Below are 22,699 nucleotides of genomic sequence, written 5' to 3'. Positions count from 1 at the left end.
CCGCGGCGGCCGCGATGCACGCAGAGCGCGGGGGTGAAAATGCCTTGATTGCGTTCACCCGTCATTCCATGCCTGCCAGGTTGCCACCCCCAACTAACGGGCCTCGCCATGAGCGATGATCCGCTCGTTCTCTTCATGCCGTCCGGCAAGCGGGGGCGTTTCCCCCGGGGCACGACCATACTCGATGCCGCGCGGCAGCTTGGCGTTTACGTGGAGAGCGTGTGCGGGGGACGCGCCACCTGCGGACGATGCCAGATCGAGGTGCAGGAAGGCCATTTCGCCAAACACAAGATTTCCTCCTCCCCGGATCACATCTCACCGGTCGGCGCAAAGGAAGCCCGTTACGCTGAAAAGCGCGTGCTGCCCGCAGCTCGTCGCCTTTCCTGCTCGGCCACCATCGAAGGCGACCTGGTGGTGGACGTGCCGCAGGACGCGGTGATCAATGCGCAGGTGGTGCGCAAGGATGCCGATACCCGTGTCATCGAGCGCCATCCGGCGGTTCACCTTTGCTATGTGGAGGTTGAAGAGCCCGACATGCACAAGCCGCTCGGCGATCTCGACCGGCTGAAAACTGCCCTGCAAAAAGACTGGGGGTTTGGGCGCATCGAGGCGGATGCGCATCTTCTGTCACAGGTGCAGGCGATATTGCGCCAAGGCAACTGGACCGTCACCGCCGCCCTGTATCAGGACGCAGATGACGACATTGCCCGGCTGGTCGCCCTGTGGCCGGGCCTGAAAAACGAAGCCTACGGGCTTGCCTGCGACATCGGCTCGACCACAATCGCCATGCATCTCGTTTCGCTTCTGTCGGGACGCGTGGTGACCTCGGCCGGCGCATCGAACCCCCAGATTCGCTTTGGCGAGGACCTGATGAGCCGGGTTTCCTATGTGATGATGAACCCGGACGGACGCGAGGCGATGACGCGTGCCGTACGCCAGGAGATATCGAAACTGGTGCAGAAAGTGGCCGACGACGGCGGAATTGAGCGCAGCGACATTCTGGACGCCGTGTTCGTCGCGAACCCCATCATGCACCATCTTTTTCTCGGCATTGACCCGACAGAGCTGGGCGGCGCTCCCTTCGCGCTGGCGGTTTCCGGCGCGGTCAGGCTCCGGGCCGACGATCTGAAGCTCAAGCTCAATCCGGGCGCGCGCACCTATCTGCTGCCCTGCATAGCCGGCCATGTGGGAGCCGATGCCGCCGCCGTCACGCTGTCGGAGGGGCCGCACCGCCAGGACGAAATGATGCTGATCGTCGATGTGGGCACCAATGCGGAGATCGTTCTAGGCAACCGGGCGCGTGTGGTGGCCGCGTCTTCGCCGACAGGCCCGGCCTTCGAGGGCGCAGAAATCTCGTCCGGCCAGCGCGCCGCGCCCGGCGCCATCGAACGCGTGCGCATCGACCGGGAAACGCTAGCTCCGCGCTTTCGGGTGATCGGCAGCGAGCTCTGGTCGGACGAGCCGGGCTTTCCCGGTTCGCTCGGGCAGGCCGGTGTCACCGGCATCTGCGGCTCCGGCATCATCGAGGTGATCGCCGAGATGTATCTGGCGGGCATTATCTCGGAGGATGGTGTGGTGGACGGAGCGCTGGCGGTTCGAAACCCGCGCATCGTCGCCGAGGGCCGGACGTTCTCCTATGTTCTGAGCGAGGCCGAACCGCGCATCACCATCACCCAGAACGATGTGCGGGCGATCCAGCTTGCCAAGGCCGCGCTCTATGCCGGCACGAAGCTCCTTATGGAGAAGCAGGGCGTGAAAACCGTGGACACGATCCGCTTTGCCGGCGCGTTCGGATCCTTCATCGATCCGCAATACGCCATGGTTCTGGGCTTGATCCCCGATTGCGACCTCGACCGGGTCTCGGCCGTCGGCAACGCCGCCGGCACAGGCGCACGTATGGCGCTGCTCAACCGCAACCACCGCCGCGAAATCGAAGAGACGGTAAGGCGCATCGAGAAAATCGAGACCGCCCTGGAGCCGAGGTTTCAGGAGCATTTCGTGCATGCCATGCGCTGCCCAACAAGGTCGACCCGTTCCCGAAACTGGCAGAACAGGTGCAGCTACCGCCGCGTGCAATGGCAGGCGCTCCAGCCGATGAAACGGGTGCAGCGCGCCCCCGCCGGCGCTCACGCGAAGAACGCGCGGCACGGCGCCGCCGCGATTAGCGTGGTCGCTCCCCGGTAGGCGAAACGCTATGTCACGGCTTTCAGCATTTTATCTGTGAGGGACTGGCGCCAGCCGGTACTTTCCGCCCAGGGATCGGGCGCTGCAAGCCGCTCATCCATATCGGCGATGGCGAAGGCGCTTGATACAGCAATGGTCTCAAGCTCGGACCAGGAAACCGGCGCCGCCACCGGCGCACCGGGTTTCGCCCGCGTCGAGTAGGGCGCGATGGCCGTGGCGGAGCGCTCATTGCGCAGCCAGTCGACAAAGACCCGCCCTTCCCGCTTCGCCTTCGACGCTTCAGCCAGAAAGCGCTCGGGCTCGTCTTCGGACAGACGCTTTGCAAATCCCCTGGCAAAATCCTTGATGTCCAGCCACTCCCGACGGCGCTCCAGCGGTGCGACCACGTGGATACCCTTGCCACCGGTCAGAAGCGGCACGGTCTGAAGGCCGAGATCGGCAAGCCGGTCACGCATCGTGAAGGCGGCGCGACGAACCGCAGTGAAGTCCAGTTCTTCATCGGGATCGAGATCGAATACCAGCCGGTCGGGGGCCTCGAGCCGGTCTGTGCGTGAGCCCCATATGTGAAACTCGAGCGTGCTCATCTGAACGGCGGCGATGACGCCCTTCAGATCGTCGATATAAAGATATTCGGCCTTCTCACCGCTCTTCTCGGCAATCGCCATGTGCCGCACGGCATCGGGAAACCCCTTGCTGCCATGACGCTGAAAAAAGCACGGGCTTTCGCGCCCATCCGGGCAACGCACCAGACTGACGAGGCGCTTTTCGATATGCGGAAGCATGCGCGGCGCCGCGCGCTCGTAATACTGCGCCAGCGCCGTTTTCGTAACGCCCTCCTCCGCGAAGAGAAGCCTGTCGGGGCTCGACAGCGAAACGCCGGCAATCTGCAGTCGTTTGTCAGCACACATGCGCAACAGCCTCCACGCTTTTTACGCCCCGGAGTGCCCAAGAGCGTGCCCCAGAGCGTGCCTAAGACTGCTCAGAACCGGCCGGATTCGCTGAACATGTCGAAAGTCGAGCGAATATGGTCGGCAGCAGCCTTGACCGGCGCCGAAGCATCGGGAGAAACGACCATGCCGATGTGATAGTTGCACAGTTTGGGCAGTCCATCCTTAGGGCCAAGCTCCACAAGGTCGTCCCGCAGGAAGGATTTTGGCAGCGGCGCGATGGCGAGATCGGAAAGAATGGCCGCGCGTTGGCCCGCCGTGTGGGCGCTCATATAGGCGACGCGATAATCGCGCCCGTCCTTTTCCATGGCGGAAAGCGCACCGGCGCGCCAGGCGCACCCCTCCTCCCAGAGCGAGAGCGGCAGCGGCTCGCGTAAATGCGCGCAGCCCCCTTTGGCGCCTGCCCAGACGATGGGCTCCGTGAAGACAATCTGGACGCTGCTGTCTTCAGATCCTTCGGTACAGGTGAGCAGTGTGAGATCGAGCTGTCGGTTGGCCATCCGCTTGCGCAGGTTGGCACTCTGGTCGATGACCACGTCGACGGCTATGGAAGGATGGGTTTCTGCAAAGCGTTTGAGAACGCTGGGTAAGATTCGTTCGCCGTAATCGTCCGGCGATCCTAATCGAACGATGCCGCTGATATCGGGCATGACGAATTTCGACACCGCTTCGCGGTTCAGGGCCAGTAATCTGCGCGCATAATTCAATAATAACTCGCCATCGGCCGTAAGCGACACCGACCGCGCATCACGCTGGAACACCGAACGCCCCAGCATCTCCTCAAGCTTCTTGATCTGCATGGAGACGGCAGACGGGGTTCGGTAGACCGCATTGGATGCGGCCGTGAAACTGCCGGTCTCGGCAATCGCCACAAAGGTGCGAAGGACATCGAGCTCCAATAAGGGCATCGGATGATTGAGGGGAGCGTTCATGCCGTTTTCCATTCAATAACTTTGAACAAAAGGATCATTCAATTGTGTTTGATTGAACATCAACCTTGCGGCATAGTCAACAGTGTCAGGCGATGACGTCTGGCAAAGCAGCCAGACAGAGGAGAAGGACAATGTCTGTTTTCGCACGCATGAACCATTATGTCCGCCACTATCGGACGGCATTGAACCGCCGGCGTACCGAGCGTCTGATCGACACGCTTCCCGCAGAAATCCGCAAGGACATCGGCTGGCCGGCTCACTACACGAGCATTCAGTCCGATGGTCAGGACAACCGCAGCATCTCGCGTTTCTGAACGCCGGTCCAGACAAACAGGAGTGTTGAATGATATCGCTGACAAAGGCCCTGAAGGCAGTGCGTGATTTCGCAATTGAATTCGACGCAATGACCCATCACGCCAAATACGGTACGCCCCCGGCGAAAAAGCCCGGGCCATCCGGGCGGAGCTCACACTGACATGAAAGCAAAAGCCACGCGCTTACGCGCGACCTGTCGAACGCCGACCTGACCCCGACCTGAATGTCGGGGTCTTTTTTTGCTCGATTGCCGATGCGGGCCGCACAGATGTCGCTTTTCCTAACGTGCGCTTCGCATTTTCCGCCTCATCGCCGACACGGATGCGATAGCTCTCCACCATCGAACGAGCGACCCCACTCCATCCTGCATGAGAAGGCGCTCGGTGAGAACCGACTGTCTTTCGATGTTGACTGTTTCCTGGAGCGCAAGATGAAGCTTTTCGCACGCTTTATACGCCGTCGTCGGGGTACGAATCCAAACACTGTGTTCGCCCGCCAGCGGCTTCAAAAAACGATGCCGGGTGAAACCGGAGCCCTCGCCGGCTCGCGGCTCGGCTTCCTGGTCAACTGATCAGCTTTTGCAAGCCCCCCTTTTAGCCTCCGGGGCCTCTCCGGCCACAGCTGAGCCACCGGGTCGGGAACGCCCGGCTGTCTGATTGTCTCCGCATGCAGGCCTCAACACGCTCGCACTTCACGCAAACGCCTGCAAAACGACGCTTTCCATCGCCTCTCGGATTGACAGAAAACACAATTCCTGATGACGCTTCGATGACAGCGGCATGACCTGGGAGGTAGGTGTCATGCGCAACCGGGAGGCACTATGTCGGGCGAGAACAGCTGCAAGCGGTCGATCGTTTTCTTTCTCATTCCCGACTTCACCATGATGGCGTTTTCCGCTGCGCTGGAACCCCTGCGAACCGCCAATCGAATGGCGGGCTACGAAGCCTATACATGGCGGCTGGCTAGTTGTGATGGCGAACCGGTCCGCGCATCGAACGGCGTTGAGGTGGCCGTCGGCTCTTCCCTCGCCGCCGAGCGGCAGAAAATGGTCGGGCACGAACGTCCTTCAATGGTCATTGTCTGCGGCGGCCTGAACATCGAGGATTATAGCAACAAGACTGTCTTTGCCTGGCTGCGCGAAGAGTACAATCGTGGCGTCGCCATCGGCGGGCTGTGCACGGCAGCTTACGTCCTGGCCGGGGCCGGGCTGCTGGCCGACAGACGCTGCGCAATCCATTGGGAAAACCTCCCGGGCTTCGCCGAAAGATACCCACGCGCAAACGTCTTTGCCGATCTCTTCGAGACCGAGGCGAACATATACACCTGCGCGGGCGGCACCGCGGCCATGGACATGATGCTGAAGCTGATCGGTGAGGATTTCGACGACAGCCTGATCAACCGCGTCTGCGAGCAATTATTGACGGACCGGGTGCGCAGCCCCTCCGACCGCCAGCGCCTGCCACTGAGGGCGCGGCTTGGCGTGCAGAATTCCAAGGTTCTCACCATCATCGAGCTGATGGAAGCGAACCTGGCTGAGCCCCTTTCACTGGTGCAGATCGCGGAGAACGTGGGGCTCTCCCGCCGTCAGATCGAGCGCCTGTTCCGGCAGGAGATGGGGCGTTCGCCCGCCCGCTACTATCTGGAAATCCGCCTTGACCGGGCCCGCCACCTCCTGATCCAGTCCTCCCTGCCCGTTGTTGAAGTGGCGGTTGCCTGCGGCTTCGTCTCGGCTTCGCACTTCTCCAAATGCTACCGTGAGCTCTACGCCCGCTCACCCCAGCAGGAACGCGCCGACCGCAAGCAGCTTCTCGTCGCCTGACAAAAAATTGCCGGGACCTGTCGGGGTGGCTGCGCACCGATCGTCCTCGCAGTACAGACAGACACTGGGAGACATGGAAATGAGCACCACCATCGACGTCGCACCTGAACTGGAAAACGAACTCGTCCTGGCGCGTATCATCGACGCGCCCCGCGAAAAAATCTTCCGCGCCTGGACCGATCCGGAAATCCTCAAACAATGGTTCGTGCCAAAACCCTGGACGATTTCGAAAGTCGAGATGGACGTGCGTCCGGGCGGATCCAGCCTGATCGTAATGCGCGACCCGGACGGCAATGAGTATCCCAATCCGGGCATTTTCCTTGAGGTGGTCGAGAACGAGAAGATCGTGACGACCGACGCCTTCACCGGGGCGTGGACCCCTTCACAAAAGCCGTTTATGACCATGATCCTCACCCTGGAGGATGCCGGAGAAGGCAGGACACGCTACATCGCACGGGCGCTGCACTGGAATGCGGAGGACCGCGAAGCACACGAGAAGATGGGCTTTCACGAAGGCTGGGGCCAATGCGCCGACCAGCTCGAAGAGATTGCTGCAACGCTCTGAACGCGATCAGGGCTCCTGCCACATCCAGGAGCGATCCCGCCACATCTTTTCACCGACAAGGCAGTCATAGGCACTGTGAAACTGGGCGAGCACGACCTGCGGGCGGTGCCCGCCCGTTCCAGCCAGCTCCAGTACCAGCTTGCGTCGAATGGCTTCGGGGAACTGCGACCAGTCATTGACCGGCACGACAAATGCCCCCGGCCCGCCGATGACACAGTTCCGGTAGTAGGTATCGAGATCCTTGACGTCGAAACTGGTGGTCAGCCCGCCATTGGTCATCAGCGGAAGCCCGTTGATGGTGATGCCCATGCCAGCCAGCCGGTCGCGGGCCGGAACCACGGGACCACCCTGATTGTTGGGGCCGTCTCCAGAGACATCCACCACGCGCCGAAGCCCTCGAAAGTCGCTTTCCGCCAATAGATCGCCGGCATAATCGAGTGCACCTGATATCGAGGTTCGACGGGCACTGCTTGGAGGATTGGCCGATAGCCGCTCTGCGAAATGCCGCGCATCCTCTGCCGAAGCAATCCGGGTCCAGGGAACGACAACACGCTGGGAGAAATTGCCCGCCCATTCGAAATAGGTCACCGCGATCTTGCCATGCATGCCACTCAGGATCGCGCCAACGACCTCTTCATGGGTCAGCGCTTCCGCATAGCCGCGGCGCTGTATCTCCAGCTCGCCAGCCGACATGGAAAGAGAAACATCGACCGCCAGGACGAGTTGAACGTCGACGATTTCCTGGGCTCTGGACGGTTGAGGCTGAGTGGCGACAAGAAAGGCGCAACAAAATCCCGTAAAAGCAGCAAGCAGACCGCTTTGATTGAGGTGCAGACCCATTCTCGACCTGGACATGCCCTAGTCTAGCGCATGTCCAGCCGGCTATAAATCACGCAATTTGGCGTATTGACCCGACTTATGGCGCTTCCATTGGTGAGTATGGGTTCCGCTTCCTTTCCACCTCTACTTCACCCGTCCGTGCGCAGCGCAGCATTTTCGGGATCGAACGGGCTTTCACCGATCACTTTTGCCGGATGAAGCTCACCCAGTATCCTGATCTCGAGCTCCGTGCCTTCGGCGGCGAATTCGGGGCGTACCATGCGAGCGCCAGGCTTTTTCCCACGCGCCAGCCATAGCCGCCATGCGTGGCACGCCCCACCAGTTCTCCGGCCCTGTAGATCGCCTCGTTGCCGCGTGCATCGGCGTCGCGGACACCACCAACCTCCAGCGTGACATAGTTCCAGCCAAGCCCCTCCTCGCGCTGCTTTGTGAGCGCATCGCGGCCGATGAATTCGCCCTTGTCGGGATGCACGAAACGGTCGAGCCCGCTTTCCCATGCGGTGTACTCGATTGAGAGTTCACGCGGGATCAGACGATAGCTCTTCTCGATGGCCATTGCCGTCATGGCGCGAATGCCAAAGGGCTTTATGCCAAATTCCGCGCCGGCCTCCATGACAAGATCGAAAATCAGGTTCTGCTGCTCGATTGGATGGTGCAGCTCCCAGCCCAGCTCCCCGACAAAGTTCACACGCAGCGCATGGGCGCTCGCACGGCCAACGGAAATCTCCTTGCCCGAGAGCCAGGGAAACGCGGCGTTGGAAAGCTCCGTGCGCGTGAGCCTGCGCAACACATCGCGGCTCCTGGGTCCAGCAAGAACGAAAACGCCGTACTGCTGCGTGATCGGCCGCAGGGTTACGGAGCCGTCATCGGGAAGCAGCTTGAAGAGCACGTCATGATCATGCGCCTCATAGGCACCGGCGGACACCAGATAGAACCGGCCCGGCTTCCACTCATAGACGGTGAACTCCGAGCGCACCCCGCCATTCTTCGTAAGCAGATGGCACAGCGCCACACGGCCCCGTTTCTTCGGAATGCGGTTGGCGAGAATGCTGTCGAGCCAGCCCCTTGCGCCCGGTCCCGAAACCTCGATTTTGGCGAAAGCCGACATGTCGAGCAGGCCGACATTCTCGTGGACGTTCTTCACCTCGTTACCGACATGCTCGAAATAGTTCGAGCGGCGGAACGACCATTTTTCAACGACGCGGCCATCTCCAAGCGCCGGCGCATGATTGTGCTTCAACAGCACGTCCGCACCAACGCCGAGTTCGCTTTCAGGCACTGCATACCCTTCCGGCGCAAACCAGTTGGGCCGCTCCCAGCCATAAACGGATCCGAACACGGCCCCCAGCCGTTTCATACGTTCATAGCTCGGCGTGGTCTTCAGGGGCCGCGCCGCCGAACGCTCTTCATCGGGATAGTGAACGGTGAAGACATTGGCATAGGCCTCCTCGTTCTTCTCGCGCAGATAGCCCTCGGTGGCATAGGGGCCGAAACGGCGCGGGTCGACGCCCATCATGTCGATGGACGGTTCGCCCTCGACGATCCATTCGGCAAGCTGCCAGCCCGCGCCGCCGGCCGCCGTGACGCCGAAGGAATGGCCCTCATTCAGCCAGAAATTCTTCAGCCCCGGCGCGGGGCCGATGATGGGAGAGCCGTCGGGCGTATAGGCGATTGCGCCATTGTAGATCTTCTTGATGCCCACCTCGCCAAAGGCGGGAACACGCTCGATCGCTGTTTCCACATAGGGCATGAGGCGTTCCAGATCCTCCTGGAACAGCTCGTACTCACTGTCTTGGCTGGGACCGTCCACATAGCAGCAGGGCGCACCGACCTCGTAAGGACCAAGCAAAAGACCTCCATTCTCCTCGCGCATATACCAGGAGGAATCGCTCTCGCGCAGGACTCCCATTTCCGGCAGCCCTTCCTTCTTGCGTGCGACAATGGCGGGATGCGGCTCGGTGACGATGTACTGGTGCTCGACCGGGATCACGGGCACGTCGAGCCCGACCATGGCCCCGGTCCTGCGGGCAAAATTGCCGGTGCAGGAGATAACGTGCTCACAGGCAATCTCGCCCTTGTCGGTGGTGACGGTCCAGGTCCCGTCATCGCCCTGTGCAATCGCCGTCACGGCCGTGTTGCGATAGATGGTTGCGCCGAGATCGCGCGCGCCCTTGGCGAGCGCCTGCGTCAGATCGGCCGGCTGGATATAGCCATCGTCAGGATGCTGGATCGCGCCAAGAAGCCCATCGGTCTCGCAAAGCGGCCAGATCTCCTTCACCTGCTCGGGCGTCAGGAGCTTGACCGGAATGCCGATGGTTTCGGCGATACCGGCATAATACATATACTCGTCCCAGCGATCCTTCGTGCGCGCGAGACGAATATTGGAGCATTGCGTGAAACCGACATTCATGCCGGTCTCCTCCTGAAGCTCCTGATAGAATTTCACCGAGTATTTGTGGATCTGACCGACCGAGTAGCTCATGTTGAACAGCGGCAGAAGGCCGGCGGCATGCCATGTGGAACCGGATGTCAGTTCCTTGCGCTCAAGCAGCACCACATCCGACCAGCCCTTTTTGGCCAGGTGATAGAGCGTCGACACGCCCACAACACCACCGCCGATGACAACCGCCCGCGCATTTGCCTTCATGCTCTCACTCCCTCGATCGCTCCCGCCAGACCGCGCAGGCAGGCTGGATGACGCCCATGATCCGAAACGATCCTAGTCCTCAGAAGACAGAACTTCTTTGCCTGAATGCGACATCGCCGAAACGGCCCGCGCCATTAAGCAAAACAGGCGATTGAGCGGGTGAATTAACTTCTTCTGATCGCCTGTTCTGTAGAAAAGAATGCGACGACAGGCAGAAGGCACCCCGGGGGCAGACATGGCAATGGCGGTCGAACACGTGGCCACGGCAAGACGGCGCAGATGGCTGACAGGCCCGGTGGCCATCCTGGCCATGACGGCGCTGATCATGGCGGTTTTCCTCGTCCTGCCGCTCAACGTGCCGATCGGCCCCATGTACTGGGACCTGTTCATCTATTTCGATGCCGCAAACCGGATTTTTTCCGGCCAGATCCCCGCCACGGACTTCTTCGCGCCCGTGGGACCGCTCGGCTATTATCTGTTTGCAGGCGGCGTGAAGCTGTTTGCCAACGCGCAGCCGCTCCTACTGGTGCACTGGTCGCTCTTTGCCGTCACCGCACCGCTCATGGCGCTGGCGCTGTGGCAGGTGGATGCAAAGTCGCGCGGAACGGCGCTGGCGCTGCTTCTGCCCTTTCTCGCCTTCGCCCTTCTGCCGTTCAACACCCGCGAATTCTATCCGTTTCCCGGATCCGACGGGTTCGGCATCTACAATCGGCAGGTTTGCCAGCTTCTCTATGTGCTCACCGTCGCGCTCGTCTATCTGCGCGACCAGCGGATGCTGCTCGTCTCTATCGTGGCCGGGATGACGGGCCTCTTCCTGACAAAGATTACGGGCTTCGTCTCCGGTGGGCTTCTATGCGCCTTCGCTTTCGCGGCGGGCCGCGTCTCCATCCGCACTGCGGTCGCCTCGGCGGTCATCTTCCTGGGAATTCTGGGCCTTCTGGAACTCTGGACCGGCTTTACGCTCAATTACATCAGGGACATCCTGGCGCTCGTCGTCATGAACGAAGGCAGCCTTTTGCCCCGCTTCCTCCAGGCCGCGTCGCACACATTCGGCATTGTCGCGCCCGCGGGCCTGCTGGCGCTCTTCCTGCTCTACCGGGATCGTGGAATGCTCGCCGGCAAGCTGCGCGCGCCGAGTGTGGCGGCCATTGCTGCCATCATCGACCATGATGCATTCTGGATCATGACGGTGCTTGTCGCAGGCATCTTCTTCGAAACACAGAACACAGGAAGCCAGGCGCTCATCTTCATCTGGCCGGTGCTCCTACCCGTTCTTGTGCGGCTCTGGCAGAGCGAAACGGAACGCCCTGTCTTTCTGGTCGCTGCCGCCCTTGCCTCCGCCGCCGCCCTGCCGCCGCTGGTCAACACGGTGGAGCGCGCAGCACGCACCTATATCGGCGCCATCAAGAATGTGGAAATGCCGAACCAGAACCTGAAAACGCTCGGCCGCCTCAATATGCGACCCGAAATCCTGGCGCGTTCTGAAAAAATGCTGGATTTCTATACGCTCCACCGCGACACCTACGCGGACTTCATCCGCATTCAGGAGTTGCCGTCTTCCGTGTACTACTCGGAGTTCCATTTCCAGGCGACGCATCTGATGGCCATCGACGGCGCCATTAATGCGATCCGCGAGCTGGAAGAAGAGCAGGGAATAAGGTTCGAGACGATCCTCAACCTGAACTTCGTCAACCCCTTCCCCTGGCTACTGGACCGGAGTGCGCCACTGCACGTGGCGATCGGAGCCGATCCCACACGCGCCGTTCCCCCACCGGATGCCGAAGCGCTGGAGGCCGTTCGCCAGACAGATATGATCCTGCACCCCACCTGCCCGCTGACCACGGCCAATGCGGACCTTCTCAAGATCTACGCGCCCGCCATGCAGGACCATGAGCGCATCACGCTGAACCAATGCTTCGACGCCTATCTCAGCCCAGAGATGGCAGACCGGATCGAATAGGCGCGGCAGCTCTTTCAAAGCCGGGCGCACACAAAAAGAAGGCCGGGACAAGCCCGGCCAGTTGTCGCGCGAGAGGCGCTGTTCCTAAACTTTTCAAAGCCTTGAAAAGCGTTTCAGACTCATTCTCTCAGAAGCCGGCACTTACTTCACCTGGCTTTTGACGAAATCCTTCACGATGGAAACGACACCGCGTCCAAGCAGCGCATCGAGCGCGCCCACCAGCTTGTCCACGTGCTCCTTCTGCATAATGAGCGGCGGCAGGAGACGGATGACATTGCGGTTGTACTCGGTGAAGGCGACCAGTACATCGTAATCGCGCAGGAGAAGCGCGCCCACGAAGCCCGACAGCGAGCCTTTCAGCTTCTCGTCCAGCACACCGACCACCGGGCGCAGGACCGCCGGCAGGGTCTGCGAGAAATCGTGGAATTCGAGCCCGACCATGCAGCCACGGCCGCGAATGTCCTTGATGATGCGTGGATATTTGTCCTTCAGCGCATTAAGCCGTTCCACAAGATAGGCGCCTGTGCTCTCGGCGTTCTCCATCAGCGCTTCGTCATAAAGCACATTGGTGCCCTCGATGGCCGTGGCGCAGGCCTCGCCGATGCCGCCAAAGGTGGCCATGGCGTGGATCATCGCCGTCTTCGGCGTGCCATAGGCCTTCATGTAGATGTCGCGCTTGGCGATCATCGCGGCCATGGCGGCCTTGCCGGCACCCAGCGACTTGGCGAGCGCGGTAATGTCCGGCACCACGTCATAATGCTCGAAGGCATAGAAGCGGCCGGTGCGCCCGTAGCCGCACTGAACCTCGTCCGCCACCCAGATGACGCCATACTGATCGCAGAGCTGGCGCAGCTTCTGCCAGAATTCGCGCGGCGCCTCGTTGATGCCGCCGCCGCCCTGCACCGTTTCAAGAACGATCGAGCCAATCTCCGGATCGGTGCGGAAAGCCGTTTCGATGGCGTCGATATCGCCAAAGGGCACGCGTACCGTGTTGTCCGTCAGGCGGAACTCGGCGCGGTAGAGATTGCCATCGGTGATGGTGAGAACGCCCTTGGTCTTGCCGTGGAAGGAATTCTCCGCATAGACGACCTTCGGCCGCTTGGGGCCGGCCGCGCGCTCGGCAAGTTTGATGGCCGATTCCATCGCCTCGGAGCCCGAAGAGCCGAGAAACACCATGTCGAGCTCACCCGGTGAGCAGGCAGCGAGATTGGCAGCGAGCGCCGTCGAATACTGCGACATGAAGGCGATAGCGATCTCGTGGCGCTTCTCGTCCTGGAATTTCCTGCGCGCCTCGAGAATGCGCGGATGGTTGTGGCCGAAGGCCAACGAGCCGAAACCGCCGAAGAAGTCGAGGATCTTTCGACCGTTCTGGTCGATGTAATACATCCCCTCAGCACTTTCGATCTTGATCTTGTGGAAGCCCAGAAGCTTCATGAAGTGAAGCTGGCCGGGGTTCAGATGCGCCTTGAACAGATCGGTCATCCGCTCGACGCTCAGAGCCTTGGCATCCTCCACCGTCAGGAGGTCGGGTTTCGCGATTGTCCGGGGTGCGAGTTCGGGTGCATCCATCACGGGCCTTGCCCCTTCTGTCTCGGTCTTTGTCACGACGGTCATGGCGACCTCCCTTATTCGGCCGGAACCTGGCTGGCGCCAACGGCCTGGCCAGATTTCTTGGCACGATATTCGTCATAGGCGGCGATCAGCATGTCGCCATCATTGTATTGCGGCACCCAGCCAAGGTCGCGCTCGCCCTTGGAGACGTCGAGCACACACATTTCGTCGGCAATCAGATACTGCTCCGGGTCCATAAGCGGCATGTTCATCCAGTCGAGCATGTCGAGCGTGCGCTTCACGGCCCAGCCGGGCGTGGGCAGAAGCAGGGATTTCGAGCCCGCATGCTTCACCAGGTCGCCAAGCAGCTTGCGCACCGGCGGCGGGTTGAGCGAGCCGAGATTATAGGCCTCGTTCGGCACGCCTGCCTTCCACGCAAGCCGTGCTGCTTCCGCGCAGTCGAACACGGAGATGAACTGGTAGGGGTTCTTGCCTGCACCGATCATCGGCACCGGCAGGTTCATGTCCACCAGCTTGAACAGCTTTTCGAGAATGCCCAGACGTCCCGGCCCGATGATGAGACGCGGGCGGAACAGCGAGATGTTCATACCGCGCTTGCGCCATTCGGCTGCCAGAACTTCAGTATCGAGCTTGGACTGACCATATTCGCCGAGCGGCGAAACCGGGTGATCCTCCGTCATCGGATAGGTGACGGTATGGCCGTAGATCATGTCGGTTGTGAAGTGGACGAGGTTTTTGGCGCCCGCCTTGTCCATCGCCTCGATGATGTTGACCGTGCCGTGATAATTCACCGGATAGAAGAAATCGTGCCGCTTGGCGCGCACCTGGATCGGCGACAGCATCTTGGCCGACAGGTTGTAGACCATGTCATCGGCCTTCAAGCCCAGCGCCTTGATGGAAGCCGGATCGGTCACGTCGCAAGGGACGAACGCCACCTGGCGGTAGTGCGGCAGGTCGCTCTTCACGATGTCGGCAACGATGACCTCTTCGCCATCGGCCACGAGCTTGGGAGCCAGGTGCCGGCCGACGAAGCCGTCACCGCCAAAAATGATATGTCTCATTGGATCATCGACCTTTCGGACTGAAGTTTGTCTTTTGCGAGCGCCGCCTGTTCTTCAGGCATTTCGCGGCCGCTCTGCGCGATCAGCACGGTGCCGACGCAGATCAGCGCGATGCCGGCGATGCGGTAGGCGTTCAGGTCTTCCTTGAAGAGGAAGTAGGCGAACACCGCCACCGCCACATAGGCAAGGCTCAGAAACGGATAGGCGAAGGACAGCTCGACCTTGGAAAGCACGTAGAGATGCGACGCCATGGAGATGACGAACACGCACAGGCCGGCAAAAATCCACGGGCTGAAGACGATCTGAAGCATCTTCAGGATCGGGTTCGCGCCCGCAAAACTCAGATCGCCCAGCGTCATCATGCCGTGTTTCAGCATGAGCTGCGCAGCCGCGTTGGTCATCACCGTGAAGAGAATGAAGGGTATGTATTTCATCTTGTCCCGCCCTTGTCCGTCATAGCGCCCCCTTGCAAACAAAGCGTGAAGCAACCGAGATAAATTGCATCCATCGCGTGAAAATCTTGCGTTTGCCTGAACCACGCCCGTTTATTCGGCTGCATGACGTTCTCCCTTCTCGCCTGCCGGCAATTTCAGCGCCGTGCGCCGCCAGAAGTCGGAAAGAAACGCAGGATCCCGTAGCGCCTCAAGATCGCGCCAGCCCGGAAAAGAGGCTTCGAACAGGGCCGCCCCCATGCGCGCGTCCTTGTAGGGATTAACCGCGCCACCCGCCTCCACCGTCATGCGATCGAGGCGCTCGAGGAGCGCACGGGTGACCGAACCCGCATTGGAGAAATCGAGTGTCAGCGTGTAGCCCGGCCTTGGAAACGAAAGAATGCCCGGTGAGGCAACATCGCCGAAGCGCTTGAGAACGGTGAGGAAAGAGGCCTGACCGGCCTCGCGCGCCGCCGCCATCATGGCCGGTATGGTTTCGCGCGCGGCCTCGAAGGGCACCACGCTCTGATGCTGCAGGAGGCCGCGCGGACCGTAGAGCCTGTTCCAGTGGCGCACCGCATCGAGCGGGAAGAAATAGCTTTCGTAAGACGAGCGCCGAACGCCCTCCGCCCGCGCCTTGCTCCAGGCGAAAGCACGGTTGAAAGCGGCAAGCGACCACCGGTTCAGGAAATTGACAGGAGGCCGGAAAGGAACAGCAAGGCGGCGAGCGGAGGGCACACGGTAGACGTCCCCGTCCTCGGCATGATTTGCCGTCAGCAGGAAGCCCTTGCCCGCGCCCGCGCCAGAAGCAAGCTGGTCGAGCCAGGCCACCGCGTATTCGTTCCTGGCGTCGGCATCGGCCGCCAGGTCGAAATATTCGTCGAGCCCGGAAAAGCCACGCACGCGCTCGTCTACATCGACGGAGGCGACCTTCATCAGTCTGATCGTCGCGTCGAGGATCAAACCTGTCAGCCCCATGCCGCCAATGGTGGCGCGAAAGAGCTCCGCGTTTTCCTGCGCGCTGCAATGGCGGGTCTCGCCATCGGACCGCAGCAGCGTGAAGGAAACCACGTGACAGCCGAAAGTACCGCGCCGGTGATGGTTCTTGCCATGCACGTCGTTGGCGATTGCCCCGCCCAGCGTGACAAACTGCGTACCCGGCACCACAGCCGGAAACCAGCCCTTCGGACCGACATGAGCGATCAGGTCCGACAGCATGAGACCGGCCTGCGCCGTAAAGAGCCCGCTTTCGGCATCGAAGGCCAGAACGCGGTTCATGGAGCGCATGTCGATCAGCGCGCCTGCATCGTTCAGGCAGGTATCGCCATAGGACCGGCCATTGCCATAAGGCAGCACGGACGACGGCAGTCCCCTGCCCGCGCGCAGACGCTCGACCGCATCTTCAGCGCCAATCGCCTGAGCCGTGTTTCTGCGCACCAGTCCGAATGCCGAATAATCAGCCATGCTTCAGAACCCCGCCGTAAAGAGGAGCACCGCCCCTAGAACACCAAACAACTGGCTGCGCCAGTCGCTGATGATGAAGACGATTGGATCGTCATGCATTTCGTCGCGCCGCGCCAGGATCCACATGCGGATTGTGATGTAGAGGACAATGGGACAGAGCGGCCAGATCAGCCAGGGCATCTCGTAGAGGTCGCGCACGGCACTGCTTTGAATGTAAAGCGCCAGAACCATGGCCGAGGAAAAGGCGGAGGCCATGCCGGCCTGTGCGATCACTTCCTGATCTTCCGTGCGATAGCCCCGACCTGCGATGCGCTCGCCCGCGGGAAGCTCGGTGGAACGCAGTTCCACATAGCGTTTGACCAGCGCCAGGGAGAGAAAGAAGAAAACGGAGAAGGCCAGGAGCCAGAACGACACGCCGATCATGGTCGCCGCACTGCCGGCAAGAATACGCACCGTGTAGAGCCCCGCCAAAGTCAGCACGTCGATGAGCAGCATGCGCTTGAGGGAAAGGGAATAGGCGGTGGTGGCAATCAGGTAGCCAATCAGCACCAGGCCGAAGAGTGGCGGAAGAAAAAGCGCCGTTGCGCCGCTTATCGCCAGTAGCACGAGCATGGACGCGAAACCGAACGGGATCGAAAGCGTGCCGCTTGCGAAAGGTCTGTTCCGCTTCGTGGGATGCCGGCGATCAAGGCCGAGATCGAAGAAGTCGTTCAGAATGTAAATGGCGGACGCTGCCGTGCTGAATGAGATGAATGCCAGGACGCACAGGGTCAAAAGCGGAGCATTGAAATATTCGTGGCTGAGGATCAGCGGCACGAAGATCAGGCTGTTCTTGAGCCATTGATGCACTCTGAGCATCTTCACATAGGTCTTGAATGTGGGTTTCGCCGCCTCGAGAAGCTCGCCGCCATTCCTCGCGTGCCAGCGGTCAGCCGCCCGGTCGGGAGCAACGACAACGGCCCTGCGCGCGGCATCGAAGACCGCGATATCCGCGCGGCTGTTGCCCGCATAATCGAACCCGCCATCGCCGAATGCCCTGACCAGCGCGTCACGCTTCATGCCGGAGGCCATGTTGCGGCCGGGCTCTGTGGAAATGACCTCGTCAAAAACGCCCAGATGCAAGGCGATCGCATCGGCAAACTTTTTGGGCGAAGCGGTTGCCAGGACGATGTGACGACCATCCGCCCTGTCCTTGCGAAGCTGAGCCAGAAGGTCCTGCCGATAGGGCAGCCCCGCGGCATCCAGATCGACGCGCGAAGCGATCTCGCATTTCAGCCGCGCCTTGCCGCCCATCAGCCAGAACGGCAACAGAAAGAGACAGAGGGGCCGGCGGCGCAGGAGAAGAAACAGACTCTCCCACAACAGATCGGTCGCAATCAGAGTGCCGTCGAGATCGACAGCCAAAGGCACTGCATTGCGTTCGGATCGCGCGTCCATAAAAGCCCCCGCATAAAAGACCGTTCTTCCAACGGCCCTACGCGAAATGAGCTTCCAAAGTCTGAAGCGACAGACAGTCGGGGCAAACCCGCAAGCAGATTTCAGGAATACGCTTAAAGTTTCCCTAAGGGCACCTGGCAAATACCCCGTAAGAACAGAAAAAAACTCCGGCAATCACTTGCCGGAGTTTGCAAAACTTCTCGAGCTCTTGTGGCGCGGTTCTACCGCACGCGGCCGCGACCTTCCGAAATCTCTACAGTCTCTGAGCCGGTCAGCACTTCGCGGTCACCATTGGGCATCGTCACGAAGCAGCCGGCCAAGCAGAACTCGATGGTTTCGCCAGCGCCGACCACGATCTCGGATTGCGAACCGCCTTCCGTCACAACAATGGTTCGCGGTTCACTGTCACGGTTGACGACACTGGCCGCGAAAGCCGCGCCGCCTGCGACCAGCAGCGCCACGGCTGCAAGCAAGAATGTCTTCATGGTCTTCATCGGTGTGTCACCGCCCCTGTAGCAGCGGGCCCTTGAGCCCCTTTTCGCCTCGTTTATAGAGATTTCAACCTGAACGGCAACTGAACGGCATATTCAGGCGATCAGGATTATTCCGGATCGACCTTGCGCCGGCGCCGGCGCCTGCCCGCCGGCACCTCATCCTGCTCTTCCTCCATCTCATCCGCTGGTTCTTCATCCTTCGGCGTCTCATCGGGCTCCTGTGCTCTGAACAGCCCCGAGCGCACGTGGATATCGCGTTGCGGGAACGGAATTTCGATCCCCTCCGCCTCGAATGCATCGACGATGGCGAAGCGGATATCGTTCTGCACGTTCAATTGCATAAGGATGTCGGAAAGATAGACACGTATCTCAAAATCAAGCGACGAGTCGCCGAAACCGGCAAACAGAACGAACGGCTCCGGGTTCTTGAGAACGAGCGGATGTGACTTGGCGATTTCCAGAAGAATCTCGTGCACGCGGCGCACATCCGAACCATAGGCGACACCGATGGGTATCTCCATGCGTCCCAGCTTGTTGCGATGGGTCCAGTTGCCGACGGCAGCATTGATCAGTTCTGAGTTCGGCAGGATCACCGACTGGCGCTGGAATGTTTCGATCTCCGTTGCGCGCACGGAGATCTTCTTCACCGTGCCGGACACGCCGCCCGCGACGATCCAGTCACCCGCCTTGAACGGGCGCTCGGCAAGAAGGATCAGGCCCGAGACGAAGTTCGAAACGATGTTCTGCAACCCGAAGCCGATACCGAGTGAAAGGGCACCGGCCACGAGGGCCAGGTTGGAGAGGTTGATGCCGGCCGCAGAGATGCCGATCAGGCAGCGATCACCAGCCCACATAGCCGATGCCTGTGCGGATGGAATTGCGCACGCCGGAATCCATGCGACTGCGCGCCATGACCTTGCCGTCGAGCCAGCTCTGGAACCAGCGCGTGACGAAATAGCCGACCACGAAAACCAGAATACCGGTGAGAATGCCGATGATGGAAAACGACAGGGAGCCGACCTGGATCCTGCCGGCGATACGATAGCTCCAGGCCGTCAGATCAGCCCAGCGGAACCCCCATTGCAGAAGAATGAGCGGCACACCGATCAGGACCACGACCGTGTTTATCAGCATGCCGGTGACCAGGCCGAGCTGATCGAGCGCGGTTTCATCGAAAGCGGTGTACCGTTCCAGCCGGCGCGCCAGCCAGGAATTGGCGAAAGCGCCCTCCGACGTGATCGCCCCGGCCGTGAGGAAACCGATATACATGGTCGCAACGATCGCGCCCGTCACCACCGCCTGCTGCGAAAGGAACCGCGCAAAACCGATATAGCCAAGCATGGCCGCGATGATGATCGCAGCCCCGAGGGCAAACAGGAGATAGCGGAATTTGAGCGGCCATTGTCTGGGCCTGCCCTCCTCGTCGTCCAGAGGGCTGACGCCGCCGATCGCCATAATGAGCAGACCAACGATTACGGTGGCCACGAGGCTGGTCGCCACCGTCAGCGAAAGCTGCGAGCCGAACAGCGAATAGACCTGATCCATGAAATAATCGAAACCGGTCGAGACAGCCGTGAAAACCGCCAGCACGAGCAGCCACTGTGCCGCCTGCGATCGCACAGGCAACAGCCGCCAGTTCGGTCGTCGGGGCGCAAGAATGGCGCGTGCCAGACGGTAGACGAAATAGACCAGGAGAATGACAGAGAAGAGAGACCAGAGAAGCGGTGCGATATCGCTGCGCAGCAAGCTGAAATAATCGAGGAAGTAGTAGGTTGAGGCCAAAAAGACGCCGATCGAAAGCGACGGTATGAGCGTGGAGAACAGCGCCAGCGAAAGGCGGCTGAGATAGGTGGGTTCCGTCTCGGTCGGGTCCGGCTCGATGAAATCGCCAAACAGACGCCGCCCCCCGAAAAGCAGCGCAAGGGCGGCGATCGTTGCGAGCGCAGTGGCGAGCAGAAGTGAATTAAGGCGATATTTGACGACAAAGATCAGCCAGGCGGAAACCCGCTTGTAGACCCGCCCCACCTCCTGCGTGAATTCACCGGCCACATCAGAGCTGAGCGCCGCGGAAATGTCGTAGCGGCGTGAAAGCGTGCGCGTGAAGAGGTCGCGCCTGAGTTCGGCGATCTCGTCAACAACGCTGTTGATGCGCACGGAAAGCCGTTCGGCATCGCCGATCAGCACATTGAAACTCGCCTTTTCATCCAGGAGCCGGGTGCGCTCGCGCGTCACCTCCTCGGGTTCGGCTGGTTCCCCCTCCTTGCGCGGCTCACCCAGTTGTTCGAGCCGTGTGTTGATCTCCGTTAGCCTTGGGCGAAACGCCAGGCTTGCATCGAAAACCTCGCGCGCGAGCCTTTCCAGTTCAACACGAACTGCGACGAGCTCGCCGTCATCAGCGGCCTGATCGTCTACCTCCTTTTCCATACTGTCGACGGTTGCTTCGATCCCGGAGAGCTTTTCACGCTGGATCTGCAGAAAGTTTTCCGGTCCCTGCGCCGCCGCCGGCGAAAGCACCGCAAACTGGAAAACAAGGCACAGGAGAACCGGCAGGGCACGAAGCTTCAACAACATTTCTGTCAGTCTTCTCACGGAATCACATGCAATCGGAGGTCAGTGTCGATACGCGGACATTGCCTGAGCGACGCCTGCGCAGCAAGCTTATCGGCGCATCAGGGTCGGGCCTGTGCAAAGCCATGGCGCTTTATTTGCCTCCGGCGTCTAGCGTGTCCTATAGCTTAAGGCTGGGTCAGGCAAAAAGAATGGCGGCGCATGGCGGAATATTCAGCTCTTTCGCTTCTGAAGAATGCTCTTTCAGGCAATCGGGACTGGAAACCGGCCTGGCGCAAGCCCGATCCCAAACCGAGATACGACGTCATCGTCATCGGCGGCGGCGGACATGGTCTGGCAACCGCCTATTATCTTGCAGCCGAACACGGCATCACCAACGTTGCCGTACTGGAAAAGGGCTGGCTCGGCTCCGGAAATATCGGCCGCAACACCACGATTGTGCGCTCCAACTATCTTTTGCCCGAATCCCTCCGTTTCTACGAATTTTCCATGAAACTCTGGGAAAACCTCTCCCATGAGCTCAACTACAATGTGATGTTCTCGCAGCGCGGCGTTCTCAACCTTGCCCACAGCCCCGGCCAGGCCGACGCTTTCATCCGCCGCGGCAACGCCATGCGCCATGGCGGCGTGGACGCCGAATGGCTGACGCCGCAGGAGATCGCACGCAAGGTGCCGGGTCTGGACACCTCCGGCTCAGCGCGTTTTCCCATCGCCGGCGGGCTTCTGCAGCCGCGTGCGGGCACGGCCCGCCATGACGCGGTCGCATGGGGGTATGCACGCGCCGCCGACCGACGCGGTGTCGATCTGATCGAGAATTGCGAGGTGACAGGCTTCCTGCGCGACGGCGATCAGATCACCGGCGTTTCCACCACAAGAGGCGACATTCGGGCAAAGAAAGTGGCGCTGGCGGTTGCCGGCAGCACCAGCCGGGTGTTGCAGCGTGCCGGCATCGAACGCTTCCCCATTGAGAGCCACGTCCTTCAGGCTTTCGTTTCGGAAGCGATCAAGCCCTTCGTGAACTGCGTCGTGACCTTCGGTGCAGGCCATCTCTACATGTCGCAGTCCGACAAGGGCGGGCTGGTCTTTGGCGGCAGTCTCGATTTCTACAATTCTTACGCCCAGCGTGGAAACCTTCCCGCGGCGGAAGACGTGATGAGCGAAATCTGTGCCATGTTCCCGGCCGTCGCGCGGCTGAGACTGCTGCGCTCCTGGGGCGGGGTGATGGACATGTCGATGGACGGGTCCCCCATCATAACCAGAGGGCCCCTGCCCGGCCTCTATCTCAATTGCGGCTGGTGCTATGGCGGGTTCAAGGCGACGCCTGCCTCCGGCTATTCCTTCGCCTGGACCATCGCCAGGGACGAACCCCACGCCATCAACGCGCCCTTCACGCTCAGCCGCTTCGAGCGCGGTGCGGCGATTGACGAAACGGGCCATGGCCCGACACCCAAACTGCATTGAGG

General features: G+C 60.8%; 15 protein-coding genes and 3 pseudogenes. 7 read left to right on the top strand and 11 right to left on the bottom strand.

Going from position 1 to position 22,699, the window contains the following annotated elements; all coding sequences use genetic code 11:
• Nucleotides 1-108: 108 nt before the first annotated feature.
• Nucleotides 109-2,165, top strand: a pseudogene (locus JCM21793_RS25520) (ASKHA domain-containing protein).
• A 27-nt stretch (nt 2,166-2,192) separates the two neighbouring features.
• On the opposite strand, the gene ligD reads toward JCM21793_RS25520, so the two are convergent.
• Both ligD and JCM21793_RS11765 read right to left on the bottom strand, forming a co-directional pair.
• Nucleotides 2,193-3,092, bottom strand: a complete 900-nt coding sequence (gene ligD, locus JCM21793_RS11770) for a non-homologous end-joining DNA ligase (RefSeq protein ID WP_025030497.1) — start codon at nt 3,090-3,092, stop codon at nt 2,193-2,195.
• A 71-nt stretch (nt 3,093-3,163) separates the two neighbouring features.
• Nucleotides 3,164-4,063 carry a LysR substrate-binding domain-containing protein gene (locus JCM21793_RS11765; RefSeq protein WP_007007020.1) on the bottom strand — a complete coding sequence of 300 codons (900 nt, stop codon included), beginning with the start codon at nt 4,061-4,063 and terminating at the stop codon, nt 3,164-3,166.
• 131 nt (nt 4,064-4,194) lie between these two features.
• Here JCM21793_RS11765 and JCM21793_RS11760 point away from each other — a divergent pair, with 131 nt between their 5' ends.
• The 4 genes from JCM21793_RS11760 (at nt 4,195) to JCM21793_RS11750 (ending at nt 6,762) form a co-directional block, all read left to right on the top strand.
• A complete protein-coding gene (locus tag JCM21793_RS11760; RefSeq protein ID WP_007007021.1) occupies nt 4,195-4,377 on the top strand; it encodes a hypothetical protein in 183 nt (60 codons plus the stop codon).
• A 431-nt stretch (nt 4,378-4,808) separates the two neighbouring features.
• Nucleotides 4,809-4,949, top strand: coding sequence for a hypothetical protein (locus JCM21793_RS29745; protein WP_086008131.1), 141 nt, complete (start codon nt 4,809-4,811; stop codon nt 4,947-4,949).
• Nucleotides 4,950-5,198: 249 nt separating this feature from the next.
• On the top strand, nt 5,199-6,197 hold the full coding sequence (locus JCM21793_RS11755; protein ID WP_025030496.1) for a GlxA family transcriptional regulator: 999 nt from the start codon (nt 5,199-5,201) through the stop codon (nt 6,195-6,197).
• Nucleotides 6,198-6,276: 79 nt separating this feature from the next.
• Complete coding sequence (locus JCM21793_RS11750) at nt 6,277-6,762, top strand: SRPBCC family protein (protein ID WP_025030495.1); 486 nt, start codon at nt 6,277-6,279, stop codon at nt 6,760-6,762.
• Nucleotides 6,763-6,768: 6 nt separating this feature from the next.
• Here the strand turns inward: JCM21793_RS11750 and JCM21793_RS11745 are convergent, their stop codons facing one another.
• Both JCM21793_RS11745 and JCM21793_RS25515 read right to left on the bottom strand, forming a co-directional pair.
• A complete protein-coding gene (locus tag JCM21793_RS11745) occupies nt 6,769-7,602 on the bottom strand; it encodes a DUF1194 domain-containing protein (protein WP_007007800.1) in 834 nt (277 codons plus the stop codon).
• Between the two features lie 128 nt (nt 7,603-7,730).
• Nucleotides 7,731-10,249: pseudogene (locus JCM21793_RS25515) on the bottom strand (GcvT family protein).
• A gap of 235 nt (nt 10,250-10,484) precedes the next feature.
• Between JCM21793_RS25515 and JCM21793_RS11735 the strand changes: the two are divergent.
• A complete protein-coding gene (locus JCM21793_RS11735; protein ID WP_025030494.1) occupies nt 10,485-12,209 on the top strand; it encodes a hypothetical protein in 1,725 nt (574 codons plus the stop codon).
• A gap of 141 nt (nt 12,210-12,350) precedes the next feature.
• Here the strand turns inward: JCM21793_RS11735 and JCM21793_RS11730 are convergent, their stop codons facing one another.
• The 7 genes and pseudogenes from JCM21793_RS11730 to JCM21793_RS25510 form a co-directional block, all read right to left on the bottom strand.
• The gene (locus JCM21793_RS11730) at nt 12,351-13,778 is read right to left on the bottom strand and encodes an aspartate aminotransferase family protein (RefSeq protein WP_244423397.1); all 1,428 of its coding nucleotides are present in this window, start codon (nt 13,776-13,778) and stop codon (nt 12,351-12,353) included.
• A gap of 56 nt (nt 13,779-13,834) precedes the next feature.
• Nucleotides 13,835-14,842, bottom strand: coding sequence for an NAD-dependent epimerase/dehydratase family protein (locus JCM21793_RS11725; RefSeq protein ID WP_007007797.1), 1,008 nt, complete (start codon nt 14,840-14,842; stop codon nt 13,835-13,837).
• Entirely contained in the window at nt 14,839-15,276 is a 438-nt protein-coding gene (locus JCM21793_RS11720) for an EamA family transporter (RefSeq protein WP_007007796.1), read from the bottom strand. Before JCM21793_RS11720 ends, JCM21793_RS11725 begins: the two co-directional genes overlap by 4 nt.
• A gap of 111 nt (nt 15,277-15,387) precedes the next feature.
• A complete protein-coding gene (locus tag JCM21793_RS11715) occupies nt 15,388-16,737 on the bottom strand; it encodes an FAD-binding oxidoreductase (RefSeq protein WP_025030493.1) in 1,350 nt (449 codons plus the stop codon).
• Between the two features lie 3 nt (nt 16,738-16,740).
• Complete coding sequence (locus JCM21793_RS11710) at nt 16,741-18,174, bottom strand: UbiA family prenyltransferase (protein WP_025030492.1); 1,434 nt, start codon at nt 18,172-18,174, stop codon at nt 16,741-16,743.
• A 221-nt stretch (nt 18,175-18,395) separates the two neighbouring features.
• A complete protein-coding gene (locus JCM21793_RS11705; protein ID WP_155983427.1) occupies nt 18,396-18,668 on the bottom strand; it encodes a hypothetical protein in 273 nt (90 codons plus the stop codon).
• A gap of 107 nt (nt 18,669-18,775) precedes the next feature.
• Nucleotides 18,776-21,239, bottom strand: a pseudogene (locus JCM21793_RS25510) (mechanosensitive ion channel domain-containing protein).
• A 198-nt stretch (nt 21,240-21,437) separates the two neighbouring features.
• Here JCM21793_RS25510 and JCM21793_RS11695 point away from each other — a divergent pair.
• Complete coding sequence (locus JCM21793_RS11695; protein ID WP_025030490.1) at nt 21,438-22,697, top strand: sarcosine oxidase subunit beta family protein; 1,260 nt, start codon at nt 21,438-21,440, stop codon at nt 22,695-22,697.
• Nucleotides 22,698-22,699: the final 2 nt, after the last annotated feature.

Source organism: Nitratireductor aquibiodomus NL21 = JCM 21793, assembly GCF_000615975.1.
Classification (GTDB): domain Bacteria; phylum Pseudomonadota; class Alphaproteobacteria; order Rhizobiales; family Rhizobiaceae; genus Nitratireductor; species Nitratireductor aquibiodomus.
Note: the sequence above shows the minus strand (reverse complement) of the source record. Positions and strands in the feature narration are given on the sequence as shown.